15 protein-coding genes and 1 riboswitch are annotated in these 18,048 nt (G+C 70.8%); of the genes, 6 read left to right on the top strand and 9 right to left on the bottom strand.

Annotated elements, in window-relative coordinates; all coding sequences use genetic code 11:
- Positions 1–6 precede the first annotated feature (6 nt).
- From ACQPZF_RS14970 to ACQPZF_RS14990, 5 genes are all read right to left on the bottom strand, one after another.
- On the bottom strand, positions 7–1,080 hold the full coding sequence (locus tag ACQPZF_RS14970; protein ID WP_433272021.1) for an epoxide hydrolase family protein: 1,074 nt from the start codon (positions 1,078–1,080) through the stop codon (positions 7–9).
- A 160-nt stretch (positions 1,081–1,240) separates the two neighbouring features.
- Positions 1,241–2,278 (bottom strand): LuxR C-terminal-related transcriptional regulator, encoded by a 1,038-nt coding sequence (locus ACQPZF_RS14975; protein WP_433272022.1) that lies wholly within the window; start codon positions 2,276–2,278, stop codon positions 1,241–1,243.
- Between the two features lie 96 nt (positions 2,279–2,374).
- Entirely contained in the window at positions 2,375–2,569 is a 195-nt protein-coding gene (locus ACQPZF_RS14980) for a hypothetical protein (RefSeq protein WP_433272023.1), read from the bottom strand.
- On the bottom strand, positions 2,548–3,738 hold the full coding sequence (locus ACQPZF_RS14985) for a hypothetical protein (protein ID WP_433272024.1): 1,191 nt from the start codon (positions 3,736–3,738) through the stop codon (positions 2,548–2,550). The genes ACQPZF_RS14980 and ACQPZF_RS14985 overlap by 22 nt, the downstream gene beginning before the upstream one ends.
- Positions 3,735–5,246 (bottom strand): alkaline phosphatase D family protein, encoded by a 1,512-nt coding sequence (locus ACQPZF_RS14990; RefSeq protein WP_433272025.1) that lies wholly within the window; start codon positions 5,244–5,246, stop codon positions 3,735–3,737. The genes ACQPZF_RS14985 and ACQPZF_RS14990 overlap by 4 nt, the downstream gene beginning before the upstream one ends.
- 247 nt (positions 5,247–5,493) lie before the next feature.
- On the opposite strand from ACQPZF_RS14990, the gene ACQPZF_RS14995 reads away from it, so the two are divergent.
- On the top strand, positions 5,494–5,955 hold the full coding sequence (locus tag ACQPZF_RS14995) for a YybH family protein (RefSeq protein ID WP_433272026.1): 462 nt from the start codon (positions 5,494–5,496) through the stop codon (positions 5,953–5,955).
- On the opposite strand, the gene ACQPZF_RS15000 is transcribed toward ACQPZF_RS14995, so the two are convergent.
- Complete coding sequence (locus tag ACQPZF_RS15000) at positions 5,874–6,500, bottom strand: hypothetical protein (RefSeq protein WP_433272027.1); 627 nt, start codon at positions 6,498–6,500, stop codon at positions 5,874–5,876. The two genes, ACQPZF_RS14995 and ACQPZF_RS15000, sit on opposite strands and share 82 nt — an antisense overlap.
- A 124-nt stretch (positions 6,501–6,624) precedes the next feature.
- On the opposite strand from ACQPZF_RS15000, the gene ACQPZF_RS15005 reads away from it, so the two are divergent.
- From ACQPZF_RS15005 to ACQPZF_RS15015, 3 genes are all read left to right on the top strand, one after another.
- Positions 6,625–7,698 carry a sensor histidine kinase gene (locus ACQPZF_RS15005; RefSeq protein WP_433272028.1) on the top strand — a complete coding sequence of 358 codons (1,074 nt, stop codon included), beginning with the start codon at positions 6,625–6,627 and terminating at the stop codon, positions 7,696–7,698.
- Positions 7,695–8,333, top strand: coding sequence for a response regulator (locus ACQPZF_RS15010; RefSeq protein ID WP_433272029.1), 639 nt, complete (start codon positions 7,695–7,697; stop codon positions 8,331–8,333). The genes ACQPZF_RS15005 and ACQPZF_RS15010 overlap by 4 nt, the downstream gene beginning before the upstream one ends.
- Before the next feature lie 190 nt (positions 8,334–8,523).
- Positions 8,524–10,353 carry a DNA/RNA non-specific endonuclease gene (locus ACQPZF_RS15015; RefSeq protein WP_433272031.1) on the top strand — a complete coding sequence of 610 codons (1,830 nt, stop codon included), beginning with the start codon at positions 8,524–8,526 and terminating at the stop codon, positions 10,351–10,353.
- Between the two features lie 76 nt (positions 10,354–10,429).
- Here the strand turns inward: ACQPZF_RS15015 and metE are convergent, their stop codons facing one another.
- Together metE and ACQPZF_RS15025 are read right to left on the bottom strand one after the other, a co-directional pair.
- Positions 10,430–12,640, bottom strand: coding sequence for a 5-methyltetrahydropteroyltriglutamate--homocysteine S-methyltransferase (metE, locus tag ACQPZF_RS15020; protein ID WP_433272032.1), 2,211 nt, complete (start codon positions 12,638–12,640; stop codon positions 10,430–10,432).
- Positions 12,641–12,759: 119 nt separating this feature from the next.
- A riboswitch (cobalamin riboswitch) is annotated at positions 12,760–12,961 on the bottom strand.
- 34 nt (positions 12,962–12,995) lie between these two features.
- Positions 12,996–14,210, bottom strand: a complete 1,215-nt coding sequence (locus tag ACQPZF_RS15025; RefSeq protein WP_433272033.1) for an FAD-dependent monooxygenase — start codon at positions 14,208–14,210, stop codon at positions 12,996–12,998.
- 87 nt (positions 14,211–14,297) lie between these two features.
- Between ACQPZF_RS15025 and ACQPZF_RS15030 the strand changes: the two genes are divergently transcribed.
- Positions 14,298–14,837, top strand: coding sequence for a TetR/AcrR family transcriptional regulator (locus tag ACQPZF_RS15030; RefSeq protein ID WP_433272034.1), 540 nt, complete (start codon positions 14,298–14,300; stop codon positions 14,835–14,837).
- 783 nt (positions 14,838–15,620) lie between these two features.
- On the opposite strand, the gene ACQPZF_RS15035 is transcribed toward ACQPZF_RS15030, so the two are convergent.
- Positions 15,621–16,394 carry a helix-turn-helix domain-containing protein gene (locus tag ACQPZF_RS15035; protein ID WP_433272035.1) on the bottom strand — a complete coding sequence of 258 codons (774 nt, stop codon included), beginning with the start codon at positions 16,392–16,394 and terminating at the stop codon, positions 15,621–15,623.
- A 250-nt stretch (positions 16,395–16,644) separates the two neighbouring features.
- Between ACQPZF_RS15035 and ACQPZF_RS15040 the strand changes: the two genes are divergently transcribed.
- A complete protein-coding gene (locus ACQPZF_RS15040) occupies positions 16,645–17,820 on the top strand; it encodes a DUF418 domain-containing protein (protein ID WP_433272036.1) in 1,176 nt (391 codons plus the stop codon).
- Positions 17,821–18,048: the final 228 nt, after the last annotated feature.

An 18,048-nucleotide genomic window follows, 5' to 3' on the forward strand; every position in this document is an offset into this window, starting at 1 on the left:
TTCCGCTCACCCAAGCCCGGCGAAGAAGGCTCGAACGTCGTCCACCAGGAGGTCAGGCGTCTCCAGCGCGGGAAAGTGACCACCCCGGTCGAATTCCGTCCACCGTCGCACGTCGTACAGTCCCTCCACCACCCCGCGTACCGGCAGGATGATGTCGCGAGCGAACACCGCGACGCCCACCGGCACCGGACAAGGCGTGGGACCACCGGCGGTCTCGCGGGTGATGCGCAGCGCAGACCCGGCCGTGCCGGTGAGCCAGTACAGCGAAACGGTGGCCAGGAGCTTGTCGTCGTCGACCTCCGACGCCGGGTCCAGCCACTCCGTGAACTTGTCGCCCACCCAGGCCAACAACCCGACCGGCGAATCCGCGAGCCCGTACGCCACGGTCTGCGGCCGGGTCATGTGCATCACCTGGTAACCGGGCCGCTGCGCCAGGAACCGCTCGATCTTCCGCACCCGCTCCAGGTCCACATCGGACAGTCCCGAGGTGCTCGCCGGCGGCGGAGTGGGCAGGTAGTTCAAGTGCACCCCCACCACCTTGTCCGGTGCGACGGCGCCGAGCGCGCTGGAGATGCCGGACCCCCAGTCGCCGCCCTGCGCCCCGTACCGCTGGTACCCGAGCCGGTCCATCAGCTCGGCCCACGCCCGTGCCACGCGGTGCACGTCCCAGCCGCGTTCGCGGGTGGGGCCGGACGGACCGAAGCCCGGGATGGACGGGATCACCAGGTGGAAGTCGCGGGACAGCGGCTCGATCACGTCGAGGAAGTCCAGCACGGACGACGGCCAGCCGTGCGTGAGGACCAGCGGCAACGCATCCTCGCGGGGTGATCGGACGTGCAGGAAGTGCACCCGCTGGCCGTCGACCCCGGTGACGAACTGGGGCCACGCGTTGAGCGCCGCCTCCTGCGCCCGCCAGTCGAAGTCCCGCCACCGCTCCACCAGTTCCCGGGTGCGGTCCAGGGGAAGGCCGTAGTCATTCGCCGCGTGCGGCAGTTCGTCCGGCCAGCGGGTGCGGGCCAGGCGGTCGAGCAGGTCGTCCAGGTCGGCCTGCGGTACGTCCAGTGTGAAAGGCTCGATCATCGTCACTCCGTTGGTCTCACCAATGTTGGTAAGGCCAACGATACACAATCTTGTTGGTCGCGCCAACGATCAACCGCGTGGCGGCACGGACGCAGCGGTGGCAACCGGACGAGCCGACCCCTCGACAGCTCGTCCGACACCGGTCAACCGGCCGGACGGCTCACGAGTCGCCCGACACCTCGGGCAGCGGCGTCACGGCCTTGGTCGCACCCAGCGCCAAACCGAGCTGGAACCTGTTCTCCACACCGACCCGGTCCATCAGCGCGCGCATGGTGTAGGCGATGGTGCGCTGGCTGATGCCGAGCTGCTGCGCGGCCGACGAGTCGGTGTGTCCCTCGGCGAGCAGGCCGAGCACGGCCTGTTCCCTGGGTGTCAGCACGATCGGCGACACGCCGCGCCTCCGCGGGTCTTTGGCTGTGGACCACAGCGTTTCGAAGAGGGCGATGAACGCGCCCACCACGGCGGGCTCGTCGATCTCGAAGGCCCCCGCGTCGAGATCCAGCGGATCGGCGGGCAGCAGCGCCACCCGCCGGTCGAACACCATCAGCTTCAGCGGCACTTCCGCGCGTTCCCGGTAGTCCCAGCCCAGGGTCGCGAGTTCCCGGGCCGCCGCGCAGCCGATGTCGCCGTCCGACGGCGGCACGCCGCACGTGCGCACCGCCACGCCGCGGGCCAGCAGCCGGCGGTCCAGCGGCAGCGCGGCACGGGCCGTGTCGGGAGTGAAGGAGCGCTCCGGGTTGAGCGAAAGGTGCTCATGGCGTTCGACGGCGATGAGTTCGGCGATCCGCTGTCGGGTCGTGGCGCGGTCCGCGAGGTGGTTGGCCCGCAGCGTGCCCGACCGCCGACCGGTCGCCAGCGCCGCGCCGACCACCGCCTGGTGTCTTCGGGCGTACTCGCCCAAGTCCACCACGCTGGGCCGGCGCCGGCGCACCTCGGCCAGCACGTCGGCGGGCGGAGCGGGCGTCCACGCCTCGTCGGCCCGGCGTGGCGCGGTGACCGCCCGGACGGCCGTCAGCTCCTCCAGCGCGGCCCGCACGCGGCGCGGCGGCATCCCCAGGTCGGTCGCGAGCGCGGGGAGCGGGTGGGCGCCGAAGGTGGCCAGCGTCCGGTAGACCAGGTCGGCGTCGGGCGTCAGCCCCCAGCGCACCAGCACCGGAATCGCTGCGCCGCTGGGCAGTTCCGCGTACTTCGCCGACATGCCGTGGCTCCCCCCGTTGCTCGACACCCGACACTCAACCTCCCGGCCACGTCGCCGGGCAAGGTCCAGGAGTGCGTTGCACAAACCCGCAATCGGCTATCGGGAGTCGCGGACCCGCTCCGGGTCTTCCAGGTGATCGAGGAGTTCCGGCGCGCCTACCGGCAGCTCCCGGCGGGTCGCGGGCGGTCCGGACGGGGTCGGTGGGCCGTCGGGCAAGACGGTCGGCGTGTGGCGCGGCGCGTCCGACCCGAACGCGCCGCGCCCCACCGTCACCAGGAGCTGTTTTGCCACCCGGTGCCGAGATAGACCTGGTCGAACCCGTTGCCGTCGTTGTCGTCCGTGTAGGCGATGGTGATCAGGCCCCACGCGTCGACGCCGAGCGCGGGCTCGTCCTGCCGCCCGGTGACGGTCTGGTCGGTGGCCTGCCGGACCAGCCTGCCCTCGACCGAGCCGTCCGCGTTGAGGCCCTGCGTGTACACGTCGGACGCGACCACCGAGGAGACCACGACGCCGCGCTGGTCGTCGATGCCCACCTGCGGATCGACGCCCGGCACCAAGGTGTCCACAGTGGACTCGGGAACTCCGGCGGTGGTGAACGAGCGGACGGCGGTCTGCGACGTCCCGGTGTGGTCGGTTTCCCATGCCACCGCGAAGTCACCGGTGAAGTTCGCCGCCACCGACGGGCGTCGCTGCTGTCCGCCGCCGGCGGCGTTCACCACGCCCTGCGCCAGCTTGACCCCACCGGACGGGGTGAGGATCTTGCGGCCGATGTTGAACGACCCGTTCCCGTCGCCGTCCTCGTCCCACACCACCACGGCGTTGCCCGCCGCGCCCATCGCCACGTCCGGGCGCTGGTGGGTGCCGCCGGTTGCGTGCACCTGCGCCTCGTACGTCTTCGACGTCACCGAGGCGAAGCCCGACACGCGGACGGTCGCGTTGGTGGTGGACTGCTTGTCCTCCCAGGCCACCGCGAAACCGGCGGTGTCCGGGTCCGCGGCGACCGCCGGGAAGCTCTGCCGGCCGTCCGCCGAGGCGTTGGCGGTGGCCGAGCCCGCGATCGTGCCGTCGGTCCGCACGACCCGCACGGCGATGTTGTAGAAACCGTTGCCGTCAGGGTCTTCCGACCACACGACGACCGCGCTGCCGTCGTCGTGCAGCGACACGTCCGGCTGCACGTGCCGCCAGTTGCCGGTGCCGCCCGCCGACAGCTTCTTCTCGTACCGCGACACGCCGTCCTCGAACAGGCGGATCCACACGTCGCTGTGCACGGGGTCGGCCGGGGTCGCCGAGTCGCGGTCGTCTTCCCACACCACGGCCGTGTAACCGGTGCGCACCGCCGAAACGGCGGCGTTGTCCTGGTCGCCGGTGGCGGTGGAGTTCGCCGTCGTCCAGGTGGCGGCGGACGCCACGCCGGTCCACACCAGCATGAGCGCCGCGGTCAGCGCGATGACCCTCTTCATGGCGCCTGCAATCCGGGGTTGCCTGCCTGGACGACGTAGCTCCGCACGGTCTTGACCGGGTAGTCGCGCGTGGTCACCCGGTCCACGCAGCGGAAGTCGACCGCCATCCGGCTCGACGTGGTGACGGTGCGGACGTACCCGCGCAGGTTCTTGTAGAACTTCACGTGCGGGTTGAGCCTGGACAGGCCGTTGTCGGCCGCGTTGCCGTCACCGCCGGAGGTCACCGACGTGGTCACCAGTTCCGTGCCGACGATGCGGTCCTGGGTGTTGTAGTCGAGCATCAGGTTGCTCGCCCACGACCGGTGCACGTCCCCTGTCAGCACTACGGTGTTCCGCAGCCCCGCCGCGTCCCAGCCGCGCTGGAGGCGGTCGCGGTTCGCGCTGTAGCCGTCCCAGGAGTCCATCGACTTCGCGCCGTCCGCCGACGCCAGCTTCTGCGCGAAGAACACCTGCTGACCGAGGAAGTCCCAGGTGCCCAGCTTCTGCCGCATACCGTCCAGCAGCCAGTTCTCCTGGGCGGAGCCGGTGAGCGTGCGGGCCGGGTCGTCGGCCTCCGGGCACACCTTCGTGCCGTCGCCGCACGCCTGGTCGTCGCGGTACTGACGGGTGTCGAGCAGGTGGAACGTGGCCAGGCTGCCCCACCGGACCCGCCGGTAAAGCTGCATGTCCTCCGCCACGGGGACCTGCGCGGACCGCAGCGGCATGTGCTCGTAGTACGCCTTGTACGCCGCCGCGCGGCGGGCCCGGAAGTCGCCGGCGGGGGAGCCGTCGTTGCGGACCAGGTCGGCGTAGTTGTTCTCTACCTCATGGTCGTCCCATACGACCAGCCAGGGAGCGGCGGCGTGCGCGGCCTGGAGGTCCGGGTCCGTCTTGTACTGCGCGTGCCGGACCCGGTAGTCGGCCAGGCCCGAGATCTCCACGGCCGGCGCGTGTTTCCGCACGTTCGTGGTGGACGCCGCGCCCTCGTAGATGTAGTCGCCCAGGTGCAGGATGAGGTGCGGGTTCTCCTCGGCCATCCGCCGGTACGCGGTGAAGTACCCGGCCTCGTAGTGCGAGCACGAGGTGAACAGCATGGTCAGCGCCGGGGACGTGCCGGGGGTGGGCGCGGTCACCGCGCGGCCGACCTGCGAGAGGTACCCGAGCGCGCGGAACCGGTAGAAGTACTCCCGCCCGGCTTGCAGCCCGGTGACCTCGACGTGCACGCTGTGCGCCCAGCTCTGGGCGGCGGTGAAGCTGCCGGACTTGACGACCTGCGTGAACCGCCGGTCGTCGGCGACCTGCCACTCCACCGCGACGTTGGCCGCGGACATGCCGCCCAGGCCGTCGGCGTCGAGGGGGCTGGGCGCGAGCCGCGTCCAGATGACGAAGCCGTCCGGCGCGGGCTCACCGGAGGCCACGCCGAGCGTGAACGGGTAGGCGACGGCGTTTGCGGTGGTGGGGGCGAGGACCGTGACGCCGGCACTGGCGATGCCGCCGGCGATCAGGGTTCGCCGTGTCAGTGGTGACATGGGACGGAGTGCCTCCTTTTCGGGACAACGCGCGACCGTTGTCCCTCGCGGTGACGTAGGCCTGTCCGGACGTCGGGCCCCGCGTCGGCGGCTCGACGCCTTCCTGGATGCGTACACGCCGAAGGTGATCGGCGGCCATCCGCGACGTGTACACCCGGGGGTCGGGTCGGTGGCCGCGAGCGAAGTATTTCGCTTACCCCGCCGCGCCTTCCTGACTAGCCTCCGAGCCCATGGAGATGACGCGATAGTGGCCGCGGGCACCTTGCTCCGCGAGCTGAACCGTGATGTGTGGGAGCCGTTCCGCAGCGCCTACGGCAAGCTCGACGCGGCCGGGTTCATGGCGGTGCACAGCCCCGACCTGATCCGCGCCGGGGGGCCGACGAAGAAGGTCCAGGGCTATGCGGAGTACGCCGCCGAGATCCGGGACTGGTTCGCCCGGGTCTCCGCGAACGGCGACTCCCTGGACATCGGGTTCCGGTTCCTGGAACGCCTCGCCGCGGGCGACGCGGCCAGTGAACGCGGGGTCTACCGGATCGCCGCGATGCGCGCCGGCACGCCGAAGGTGTTCCACGGCCGGTTCCACGTGTTCTGCCGCAGGTCCGACGGCCGGTGGCGGATCGTCGTGGACTACGACGCCGACGACGGCGCGACCGAGGAGGCCTTCACTTCGGGCGTGGCGCTGGACGACGTGGCCGCGTTCGAGGGATAGCCGGCGGACTGACCGGCGGATCGGACCGCCAGCGCCAGCCAGATCAGCGAGCCGCCGACCAGCACGTGGATGCCGCTGGTCAGGGGCGTGTCGGGCAGGCGGGCGGCGATGGCGAGCAGGGGCAGGGCGATGGCATAGATCCACACCGGCACGCGCGGGTGCACCTTGGCGCGCAGCATGGCGGCGGCGAACAGCACCGTGCCGACGGCGAACACCAGCGCGGAGGCCAGCAGCATGACCCTGGTCGGCGCGGCGGGTGCGACGTCGAGCGGGAACAGCACGATGTTGAGCGCGTAGGCCGCCGCGCCGAACAGGCCCAGCCCGATCAGGTTGGCCGCGTAGGCGATCGAGGCGAACCGGTCGGCCCGGTGTAGCTGGGCGAGGTGGAGGGCGGTGACCAGGGGGAGGGCGAGGGTCGGTGACAGGCCGATCACCAGGCTGGTGGCCAGGGTCTCGCCGAGGAACGCCTCGGCGGCTCCGGTCACGACGATGAGGACTCCGGACAGGACGCCGAAGACGGCGCCGAAACGCAGCAGGAAGGTCATGGCCGGGACGCTAGGAGCGGGCTCCGGCCAACCGTGAGTGCCGACCGGCCTCGGCCGGCGTGCCGGTCGGCACGTGTCGTTCGGCATCTCGGCTCGGCGTCCCGGTCGGCAGTAGCCTGCGCGAGTGCGTCCGGTGCCGTGGTTGTCCCCGCTGCTCTACGCGGTCGTGCTGGTGGCGGGCTGTTACGCGGCCCTGGCCGGGCTCGGCGCGGTGCGGCCCGAGTTCGTGGCCGGGTTGGTCGCGTTGGTCCTGGTGGACGTGGTCGAGCGGCGGCGGTATCGCGACCGCACGCCGTTCACGCCCGCCGTGGCGCTGCTGGTGGTCCGGGCGGCGCTGGTGGTCGTGGTGGCCGCCGCCGACGGCTCCGGCATGTCGCGGGTGCTGTTCCTGCTGCTGCCGTTCGGCGCGTACTTCGTGTTCGGCCGGGTTGTCGCGATCGCGCTCGGCCTCGGGTGCGCCGCCCTGGTCGTGGTCACCTTCCAGGCCACGGTCCCGGGCTGGACGCGCCAGGTCGAGCAGGTGTCGGACCTGCTGATGTTCGCCGTGGGCCTGGTGCTCACCGTCGCGATGGCGGCGGTGGCGGTGGAGGAGCAGCGCGGGCGGGCGCGGTTGGCCGAGCTGTCCGCCGCCGCCGAGCGCAACCGGGTGGCGCGGGACATCCACGACGGGCTGGGCCACCACCTGACGGCGGTGTCCGTGTTGCTGGAGAAGGCGTCCGCGTTCCGCGACCGCGACCCGGCGGTCGCCGACCGGGCGCTGGACGACGCGCGCGAGTCGGCGCGGCGGGCGCTGGACGACGTTCGGCGGTCGGTGCGGACGTTGCGCGAGCCGTTCCGGCTGGCGTCGGCGTTGAGCGAGTTGACCCGCGGGCTGAAGGTGACGCTGGACTGCGCCGGCGACGAGAGCGGCTACGACCCGGCGGTGCTGCTGGCGGTCTACCGGGCGGCGCAGGAGGGCATCACCAACGCGCTGCGGCACGCGCGGGCGTCGGCCGTGTCCGTCGAAGTCCACTGTGGACAATCGAACGCCCGGCTGGTGGTGGCGGACGACGGCCGCGGGTTCGCCGGACCGGAGGGTTTCGGCCTGCGGGGCATGCGGGAGCGGGTCGCGCTGGTCGGGGGAGCGGTCGAGGTCCACAGCGAGCCCGACGCGGGCACCCGGTTGGTGGTCACGGTTCCCCGGTCGGCGGCGTCGTGACCGACGTGCGGGTGCTGGTGGTGGACGACCAGCAGCTCATCCGGGAGAGCATCGCGTCCCTGCTGGACATCCAGCCCGGCATCGCCGTCGTCGGCACGGCCGGTGACGGGCGGGAGGCGGTGGACCGGGCGGTCGAGCTGACGCCGGACGTGGTGCTGATGGACGTCCGGATGCCGGTGATGAACGGGATCGACGCGCTGACCGCGCTGCGGACGCGGGCCCCGGTGTGCCGGGTTGTCATGCTGACCACGTTCGACGACGAGGAGTACGTGGTGCAGGCGCTGCGCGGCGGCGCGAGCGGCTACCTGCTCAAGGACCGGCCGGCCCGCGAGCTGGCGGCGGCGGTGCGGCTGGCGCACGAGGGCATCACGCAGTTCGACCCGGCCGCGGCGGCACGGCTCGCGTCGGCCTTGGCGCGCGGCGTGGAAGCGCCGCCCAGTGACCATTCGCTTACGGAGCGCGAAGTCGAGGTGCTGCGGCTGGTCGCGGCCGGTGGCACGAACCGGGAAATCGCCCGCCGGCTGTACGTCAGCGAGGGCACGGTGAAGAACCACATCTCCCGCATCCTCGGCCGGCTCGGCCTGCGCGACCGGACGCAGGCCGCGATGTACGCGCGCGACCACGGCCTGCTCTAGCCACCGCCCGTTCAGCGGCGGGCCGCCCGTTGTTGATGTTTCCGTTGCCCCGCTTGGGAAAGCTTGATCACATCGGCGTTCGGTGGTCGGTGCTGGGCTGAACGGGTGAACACGCCGTCGTGCGGGTAACGACGCTTCACGGCCCGTCGACAGCAAGGCACCGACGTGCGCACACAGGGGGATGTTGGTAATGGCCAAGAAGAAGAACGACTCGCTGCTGGCGGCGCTCCGACGGTTCGTGCGCGCCAAGGGCGCCGAATACCTGCGTGACGACAACGTCTCGTCGATCGGCATCGGCTACAAGGTCGAGAACGGCAAGCCCACCGACGAGATCGCGATCCAGTTCACCGTCAAGCAGAAGGCGGCGCCCGAGGCGTTGGGTGCGCTGAACACCGCGCTGCTGCCGGAGACCATCACCGTGGACGGCGTCGCGGTGCCGACCGACGTGCTGGAGCGCGACTACAAGACCAATTTCCAGATCGTGCCGGAACGCGCCTCCGGTGAGCGCAAGGTCCGCCTCGACCCGGTCGCGCCCGGCGCCAGCATCGGGCACTCGTCGGTGCCCGCCGGCACCGTCGGCTGCATCGTCTACGACCGCGTCGACGGCACCCCGTACATCCTGTCGAACTGGCACGTCCTGCACGGCCCGGATGGCGCGCTCGGCGACGTCATCGTGCAACCGGGTCCGCACGACGACAACCGGGTCGACCGCAACCGGGTGGGCACGCTCGTCCGGTCGCACCTCGGCGCGGCGGGCGACTGCGCGATCGCGACCATCGAGGACCGGCGGTTCGTCTGCGAGATCCTGGAACTCGGCGTGACCGCGGAGAAGATCGGCGAGCCGGAACTGGGCGACAAGGTCGTCAAGAGCGGCCGGACGACCGGTGTGACGCACGGGATCGTGCGGCGCGTCGACGCCATCGTGAAGCTGGACTACGGCGGCTCGGTGGGCGCCCGGGAGATCGGCTGCTTCGAGATCGGCCCCGACCCGGCGCGCCCCGCGACCGGCGGCGAGATCAGCACGGGCGGCGACTCGGGATCCGTGTGGATGTTCAAGTCCGCCAACGGCAAGGTCGGCAAGACCATGGCGGGCCTGCACTTCGGCGGTGAGGCGGGCGGCAGCACCGACGAGCACGCGCTCGCGTGCCTGCCGCAGTCGGTGTTCGAGAAGCTCGGCGTCACCCTCCAGCCGCCGAAGCCGGAGGCCGTGGCCAAGAAGAAGGGCTTCGCCGCCGACTTCCTCGGCGTGCCGGTCGGCGTGCCGGTGCTCGGCGCGGCGGCCAAGGCGGACGCCGTGGTGCTCGGCGGGTCGGAAGTCGTGGACTACACGCACTTCTCGCTCGCGCAGTGCAAGTCCCGGCGGTTCGCGTTCTGGGTGGCGTGGAACATCGACGGCAAGACGCTGAAGACGGTGAACCGCAGCGGTATCCCGTTCGTGCTGGACTCGCGCATCCCGGCCGAGTTCCAGGTCGGCGACGAGCTGTACAAGGGCAACCGGCTCGACCGGGGCCACGTGGCGCGGCGCGCGGACCTGTTGTGGGGCAGCAAGAACGAGGCGGAACAGGCCAATGTGGACTCGTTCTTCTTCACCAACATCACGCCTCAACTGGATGACTTCAACCAGAGCATGCGCAACGGCCTGTGGGGCAGGCTGGAGGACGCCGTGCTGTCCGACGTGGACGTGGACAACCTGCGGGTGAGCGTCTACGGCGGCCCGGTGTTCCAGGCCGACGACCGGGTGTTCCGCGGGGTTCGGCTGCCGCGCGAGTACTGGAAGGTCATCGCGTTCGTGGAGCAGGGCGTGCTCAAGGCGCGGGCGTTCGTGCTGACCCAGAACCTGAACCAACTGGAGGCCTTGGAACTCGACGAGTTCCGGGTGTTCCAGGTGAAGGTGGCGGACGTGGAGGCGCGGTGCGGCTTCACGTTCCCGAAGTCGCTGCAAGCCGCCGACACGCTGACGGTGCCGGAGTCGCTGGACGAGCGGCAGCCGTTGGACGCCTTGGAGTCCATCCAGTGGTGACGCTTCCCGTGCGCCCCTCCGCCGCGGAGGGGCGCACGGGAAGTCGAGGCCCGGCGAGGCGCCGGCACTCGGCTCGCTACAACGAGGCCCGGACCCGTCCGGTCGCGGCCACCAGGTTGCGCAAGGCCGGCTCGACCTCCGCATACCCGCGGGTCTTGAGGCCGCAGTCCGGGTTCACCCACAGCCGCGACCCCGGCACCGCCCGCACGGCCGCGGTCAGCAGCGCCACCACCTCGTCGGTGTCCGGCACGCGCGGCGAGTGGATGTCGTACACGCCCGGACCCACGCCCCGGCCGAAGCCCGCCGACCGCAGGTCGTCCAGGATCTCCATCTTCGACCGCGCGGCCTCGATCGTGGTCACGTCCGCGTCCAGCCCGTCGATCGCGTCGATCACCTCGCCGAACTCCGAGTAGCACAGGTGCGTGTGGATCTGGGTGGCCGGCGACGCGCCCGCCGTGGCCAGCCGGAACGCCCCGACCGACCACTCCAGGTAGGCGGCGTGCCCGGACCTCCGCAGCGGCAGCAGCTCGCGCAGCGCGGGCTCGTCCACCTGCACGATCCGGACGCCGGCGGCCTCCAGGTCGCGGATCTCGTCGCGCAGCGCCAGCGCCACCTGGGCCGCGGTCTCCGCCAACGGCTGGTCGTCGCGCACGAACGACCACGCCAGGATGGTCACCGGCCCGGTGAGCATCCCCTTGACCGGGCGGTCGGTGAGGGACTGCGCGTAGACGCTCCACGGCACGGTGATCGGCGCGGGCCGCGACACGTCGCCGTGCAGGATCGGCGGGCGCACGCAGCGCGAGCCGTAGGACTGCACCCAGCCGTGCTCGGTGGTGGCGAACCCTTCCAGGTGCTCGGCGAAGTACTGCACCATGTCGTTGCGCTCGGGCTCGCCGTGCACCAGCACGTCCAGGCCGATGTCCTCCTGCAACGCGATGACCCGCCCGATCTCCGCCCGCATCCGCGCCACGTACCCGGCCTGGTCCAGCCGCCCCGCCCGCAGGTCGGCCCGCGCCGTGCGGATCGCGGACGTCTGCGGGAACGAGCCGATGGTCGTCGTGGCCAGCGGCGGCAGACCCAGTCGCGCCTGCTGCGCGGCGGCCCGTTCGGCGTAGGGCGCGCGCACCCCGTGTTCCGGCCGCAGCGACGCGATCCGCGCCCGCACGTGGTCGTCCCGGCGCGGTGTGGCGGCAGGCGCGCGGCCCGCGTCGGCCGAGCCGCGCAGCGCCTCCGCGATCCGCACGACCTCGCGCACCTTCTGCCGGGCGAACGCCAACCGGTCCCGCACCGCCGGTTCGAGGGCGGTCTCCGCGTCCAGGTCGTACGGCACGTGCAGCAGCGTGGACGACGTCGACACGGCCACCTCGCCGGCCGTGCCCAACAGGGTCGCCGCCTTCGCCACGGCCGACGGGACGTCGGTCCGCCAGACGTTGCGCCCGTCCACCACACCGGCCACGACGGTCTTGTCCCGCAACGAGTGCAGCGCCGGCACCGGACCCGCGACCAGGTCCAGCGCGATGGCCTCCACCGGGGACGACGCGAGCACGTCCAAGGCCGGCCCCAGATCGCCGTAGCAGCCGGTGACCAGCAGCTTCGGCCGGTCGGCGAGGACTCCCAGGCGTGCGTAGGCGCGGCGCAACGCGTCCAGGTCGCCCGGCGACCGGTCCGCGACGAACGCGGGCTCGTCCAACTGCACCCACTCGACGCCCTCGGCGGCCAGCGTCCACAGCAGTTCGGCGTAGCAGTCCAGCAGTCGGTCCAGCAGGTCGAGCCGACGGTCGCCCTTGGCCAGCAGGAGGAACGTCACCGGTCCGAGCAGCACCGGCCGCGTGGTCACGCCCAGTGCCCGTGCCTCGCGGTACTCGGCGAGCGGCTTGTCGCCGACGAGCCGGAATACCGTGTCCGGACCCAGCTCGGGCACCAGGTAGTGGTAGTTGGTGTCGAACCACTTGGTCAGCTCCAGCGGCGGAGCGTCGTCGTGGCCTCGCGCCATGGCGAAATAAGTGTCCACTTCGGACAGGCCGAGCGCGCGGAACCGCTGCGGCACTGCGTCGAACAACACGGCCGTGTCCAGGACGTGGTCATAGTACGAGAACGTGTTGCCGGGCACGGTGTCCAGCCCGGCGTCCCGCAGGTCCAACCAGGTCGCGGCGCGCAGTTCCGCGCCGATCGCGTGCAACGCGGGCGCGTCGACGCGACCCGACCAGTACTGCTCGACGGCGCGCTTCAGCTCCCTGCGCGGACCGATCCGGGGATAGCCGAGGACGGTGGCGCCGATGGTGGTCACAAGCTCTCTCCTCGCGAGCGTGCGGGAGGTCCGGGCCGGAGTCCGGGCACGCTTCGCGGACGGCACGGTGGCCGTGTCCGCCCAGCCCACCCGAGAGGCCTCGGACCACCGCGCACCGGGCGGTGCGCGGGCCGATGGCAGGTCTTCGGACTCGTGGGCGTCCTGCGCGTTCCTACCGGCCGTGGCTTCCCGGAGGCTTCCAGTGCTTGTGACTACGGCTTTCGTTCCCACTCACCGCTGCGGGGCAGTCCCGGACTCGCACCGGGTTCCCTCTTGCCCCGCCCCGTCGCGACGGGGCGGACCACCAGCCCCCCGAGCGTAGCGGATCGTGGGAACCGGGTTCACGATGCGGGAATCACCTGGACGGGTCGGGCGGCACGGCCACGGCACGGGTGGTCGAGGCGTAGTCTTTGGTCCGAACGGCCTCGTGCAGGCGGATGCCGTTGCGGTTGAGCTTGGCCAGCGCCCGGCCGAGCGGCATGGGCAGGTGGCTCACCAGCCTGGCCCCGTTGCGCAGCAGCCACACGTCCCGCGGGGTGCTGGGCACGATGCGCTTCGCGGCGGCCAGCGCGACCACCCGGCTGCGGCGGACGTAGTCGCCCATCTCCGCCTCGTACGCGGCGAAAGCACGCTCGTGGTCACCGTTGGCCGCCGCGAGTTCGCCCGCCAGGACGTACGCGCCGACGACGGCGAGGCTGGTGCTGCCGCCGACCGCCGGGCCGGGGCAGTGGCCCGCGTCGCCGACCAGTGTCACGCGGCCACGTGACCAGGTGTCCATGCGCAGTTGGGTGATCGAGTCGAAGTAGAACGTCCCGTCGTGGTCCAGCCAGCTCTCGGCCTCCGCCATCCCGGTGAACGCCGAGCGCAGCAACTCCTTCTGCCGCACCGCGTCCCGGTAGTGGTAGTCCAGTTTCCCGCTGTGGAACAGGAACACCGCCCGTGCGTCGGGCAGGTCGCGCGCGCTGTAGATGGCGGCGATCCGGCCGGGCTCGATGTACGCGGTGGTGTAGTCGGCGCGACCGAGACCGTCGGGCACCGACTGCACCGCCAGGTACGCCCCGATGAAATCCTCGCGCACGTCGCCGAACACCAGTCGCCGCACGTTGGAGTGCAGTCCGTCCGCCCCGATCACCACGTCGAACCGGCGGGGCGCGCCCCGCTCGAACGTCACCTCGCCGTCGGCCGAGACGGACGTGATCGAGTCGCCGAACACGTACTCCACGTCACCGCGCGTGGCGTCGTGGAAGACCTCGCTCAGGTCGTCCCGCATGATCTCGACGTGCCGGTCGGACACCGCGCTGTACACCCGGCGCAGGTCCACCTCGACCGGCCGCGCGCCGGGGCTGTGGATCGTCATCCGATCGGTGCCGGTCTTGCGGTCCAGCAGAGCAGGCAGCACGCCCATCCGTTCGGCGATGTCCATCGCGGGCCGGAACAGGTCGACAGCGTGACCGCCGGTCTTGCGCAGTGCCGGCGACCGTTCCACCACGGTCACCTCGAAGCCGTTCCGGGCAAGCCAGTAGGCCGTCACCGGTCCGGCGATGCTCGCGCCGGAGATCAGGATCTTCATGTCACTACCTCCTTACTTACCGGATGGTAAGTGCACGGGTCGGAGTCATGCAAGCCTTACCGACCGTTAAGTCGTTAAGCTGGGGGAATGTCCAAGGCCAAGTCCGACACCAAGGCCCGCGCGCAGGCCGTCGCGCGCGAGCTGTTCCTCAAGCAGGGGATCCGGAGCACCAGCCTGCAAGAGATCGCGGACCGCCTCGGCATCACCAAACCGGCGCTGTACTACCACTTCTCGTCCCGTGAGGACCTGGTGCGCAGCATCGTGCTGCCGCTGTTCGACGACGGCGACAGGTTCGTGACCGAAGCCGAGCGCACCGAGCCGGCGCCCCGCGCCCTGCTGGAGGGCTACTTCGACCTGCACCACCGGCACCGCGAGGTAGTGGCGCTGATCGTCTACGAACTGACCTCGCTGAGCGAACTGGGTCTCATCGACCGGCTGTTCGAGTGGAGGGAGCGGCTGGGCGCGCTGCTGGTAGGGCCGGACCCCTCACTCGCCGACGCGGCGAAGGCGACCGTCGCCTTGGGCGGTCTGGCCGACTGCGTGCTGATCTTCCCGAACGCACCGCACGAAGACCTGCGCGCCGCCGGCGTGGCTGCCGCCTGCGCGGCACTGGGCCTGTCGGCCTGACCCACCTCCGGGCCGAGCCCACCTTGCAGCCTCAAGCGAACAAGCTCTTGAATCTTTGCTTTACGCAGCTTGACGGCAGAAGAGGAACCACGACGCAAGGCGACCAGAACCTACGCAGGTCTGGGCTCAAGCCGGGGACAGCATGCAACGGGACCACATCATCGGAAGCCCTAAAGGCTGCCGGGGGACCGGTGTCAGCGCAACACGCCGCCCGCAAAGCAACCCGCCCAGCCGATCGACTCGCGTACCCAGGAGCAGAACGCGACTTGACACCCTGGGCGGGTTGCGCTGCGGGCGGCGCGTCCCGTTGAGACCGGTCCCCCGGCAACGCTTGGGGCTTCCGATGATGTGGTCGTTTTTCGTAGTGTTCCCGGCTGTGTCCAAGACCTGCGTAGGTGCTGGTCGCCTTGCGTCGTGGTCACTCTTCTGCCGTCAAGCTGCGTATGTCAGCGGCCAGTCGGAATTCCCCGTGGACGGCCACCCGCGGACGGCCAGTACGATTCCCCGCTGGCGGCCAGTTGCACTGTCAGTGAGCGCAGCAGGTTCGTTGGCCGCGGGACCGTGCTAGTCATGCCGCGAGGTTGATCGCGCCTCGAACGCCAGCACGGCGCGTTGAACGGCGCGGCGCGGTGGTACGGGGAGCCGTCAGTTGCCAAGGTCGTTGCGGCTCGGCGTCGTTGTAAGAACACGTTCTCGATAACGGTACCTGCGCGTCAGTCTCCTCCTGCAGCGAACTCCCGCTTCTGCCGAATGGCGTGTGTTCGCCCGATGTTCGGCGTCGCCTTATTGCGTGTTGATGTTTTGCTTGGTCGAGGGGTGCCTTGGCGGTGGTGGTGGTGGTGGTGAGTCGTCTTTGGGGTGGGTTTGCCACCAGCGCTGGACGGCTTGGTTGATTTCCTGGCCGGTGCGGTCGAGGAATTCGGCGGCACCGGCCAGTCGGGCGCCGGCCGGGGTGTCGGTGCCGAGGATCGTGGCGGTGCGGCGGGCGCCCTCGGCCAGGTTGGCGTTGCGTTGGGCGCTGGCCAGAAACGACCGGTACCACAGGTCGCCGCCCACGATGTACCGTTCCCGCCTGCCTGCGGTGTCGCGCTCGCGCCGGATGAGTTCCTGCGCTTCCAGGTAGCTGACGGCCTTGGAGACTGAGGCCGGGCTGACCTGTAGCCGCCGTGCCAGTTCGGCGGCGGTGAGGCTGCCGGTGTCGGTGGCGTACAGGCAGGCGAACACGCTGGCCATCATCGGGGGCAGGCCGGTCTGCCCCAGCATGGCGGTGAGTTCCGCGACGGCGTCGGCCACGGCCTCCGGGTCGCGCCCGTACGGGTCCGCGGCCGCCGGAGCCGACGGTGCGGAGGTGCCTCGCCGCCGGCGCGCTCGCCGGACGGAGGCTCGCTGCGCGTCCCCGGCCCGGTAGCCGGAGGGCCCGCCGTTGCGCGCCACCTCGCGGGTGATCGTCGACGTGGGCCGCCCCAGACTCCGGGCGATGTCGCTGTACCCGAGTCCCGCGGCCAAGCCCCCGGCGATGCGCTGCCGGTCCTGGGGGGTCAGCCTGCCTGGTGGCATCGGTGCTCAATCTCCTGCGACTCGCGGTGCCCAACCTGGACGACTGTATTCCTGGCGACATATTCATCGCAACAGCGCTGAAACCATGGTGTTGCGTTCATCGACAGTGTCAACGCAAGAACTGCACCGGTCTGAGCAGCTCATACGCGTCAACGACGAGGTTCTGCATGTTGACGACTCAGTAAACGCTACATAGCTTTCGCAGTAGCGTGAAGAACACGTCACCCTCCCGAACAGGACGACATCCGACATGACGACCGAACCTGTCCCCACCGGCTCCGGCCGTTCGCTGGCCCCGGACCTTGCGCGCGGCCTGATGCTGTTGCTCATCGCGCTGGCGCATGCGCCGGGGTTCCTGGGCTCCTGGCGGTCCGGGATGCCGTTACTCGACGACGTCGTACTGTTCGTCAAGTCGCTGATCGCCGACAACCAGGCCCGTGCCATGTTCGTGTTCCTGTTTGGCTACGGCCTGGGACAACTCGCCTACCGGCACCACGCCCGTGGCGGCGACTGGCCGGGCCTGCGTAGCCTGCTGCGGCGCCGCAGCCTCTGGCTCATCATCATCGGGTTCGCCCACACCGTCCTGCTCGTGCCCATCGACATCGTCGCTATCTATGGCCTGGCCCTGCTGCTGTTCACCCCGCTGGTGCGCGCCCGGGGCAAGACGCTCGGCTGGGTCGCCGCCCTGACCCTGGCGCCCGCGACACTGTTGCTGGCCTGGCAGAGCGTGACCGCGCAGCTCGGCGCGCAGGCCGGTACGCCGGTCACCTTCGCGCCGTTCATGGAGCCGACCTATGGCGCGCACCTGCTCGCCAACGTGACCAAGCCGGCGCAGGCGGTGATCGGCGTCGTCATGGTGCTGCCCGGAATGCTGCTGGGAATCTGGGCAGCCCGCCGCCGGTTCCTCGAACGCCCGGCCGAGCACCGGGTACTGCTCCGCCGCGCCGCGGTCGGCCTGCTCACCCTGGCACTGATCGGCAGGCTGCCCGCCGCCCTGCTGGCCGCCGGGGTGTGGACCAGCACCGACCTTGGTGTGCAGTGGATGGTCGCCATCGCGCATGATCTGACCGGATACGCCGGCGGCATCGGCCTGGCCGCCGCCGTCGGCCTGGCAAGCGCTCGGATCGGGGACAGGCACGGACGGCTCACCATCGCACTGGCCGCGCTGGGCCAACGGTCACTGACGTTCTACCTGTTCCAGTCCGTAGTCTGGCTGGCGCTGTTCTACCCGTTCACCCTGAACCTGCGCGACCACGTGAGTCCGGCCGGCAGCTACGGCATCGCTGTAGTGGTCTTCGCCCTCTCGGTGCTGCTCGCCGAATGGATGCGCCGCACCCGACAGCGCGGACCGATGGAGGTACTGCTGCGCCGGATGACCTACCCACGCCCCCTACCGGACCAGGCAACAGCCAAACGTGGCGCCTGACTCCGACGACCGGCGTGACAAGAGGCGCCCGAGGCGCACACCAGCGGCACCGAGCCAAGCACCACGCCAACGGCCTGCACGGGCAGCGGCTGGCTGTGTTCCTGCAAGGCGCTCCGCTGCCGAGACGTGATCACGGGTAGCCACTGCATGGACGGACCTCCGAACGTCCGCTTCTGCCGCTGAGCGGTTGTTCAGGAACGCGGCGGCGGCCCAACGAACCGCGTGATA

The organism is Actinosynnema sp. CS-041913, from assembly GCF_050942485.1.
Taxonomy (GTDB): domain Bacteria; phylum Actinomycetota; class Actinomycetes; order Mycobacteriales; family Pseudonocardiaceae; genus Actinosynnema.